The sequence below is a fragment of the Mycobacterium sp. NGS24 genome, from assembly GCF_059813065.1.
Genome location: NZ_JCALDW010000044.1, coordinates 1 through 588 on the forward strand (window position 1 = coordinate 1; position 588 = coordinate 588).

Genomic DNA, 588 nt, shown 5'->3' on the forward strand with positions numbered 1-588 from the left:
CCGGGGTTTGCATCACCGGTGTTGAAGCTGCCCGCGTTGAAACTGCCCGTGTTGTTGCTGCCGGTGTTACCCACGCCGGTGTTGTAGCTGCCGGTGTTACCGATCCCGGTGTTCGCGATGCTGGTGTTGCCGATACCGGTGTTGTAATCACCGGCGTTACCGATCCCGGTGTTACCGGTACCGGAGTTGAAGAACCCGACGTTGTTGTTCCCGGAGTTGAACAGCCCGATATTGCCGCTGCCCGCGTTCAAGCCACCGACGCCGACGTTACCGCTGCCCAACCAGCCGATACCGGAGTTGTGATCACCCCAGTTGGCCAACCCGAAATTACCGTTACCGCTGTTGCCGAACCCGATATTGCCGCTACCGGTATTCCCGAACCCGATATTGCCGCTACCGGAGTTACCGAACCCGATATTGCCGTCACCGAGGTTGCCGAACCCGAAGTTGTTGCTGCCCAGATCACCGAAACCGAAGTTGAAGTCACCGAGGTTACCGCCACCGAAGTTGCTGCCACCCACGTTGCCCAACCCGAAGTTCAGGTCACCGACATTGCCGCCACCCACATTCAGGCCACCCTGATTGCCC

Annotated in this window: 1 pseudogene; it reads right to left on the bottom strand. The window is 59.4% G+C overall.

What is annotated here, in order from left to right:
- Positions 1-588, bottom strand: a pseudogene (locus AC5Y6Y_RS25755) (PPE family protein); the annotation flags it as partial.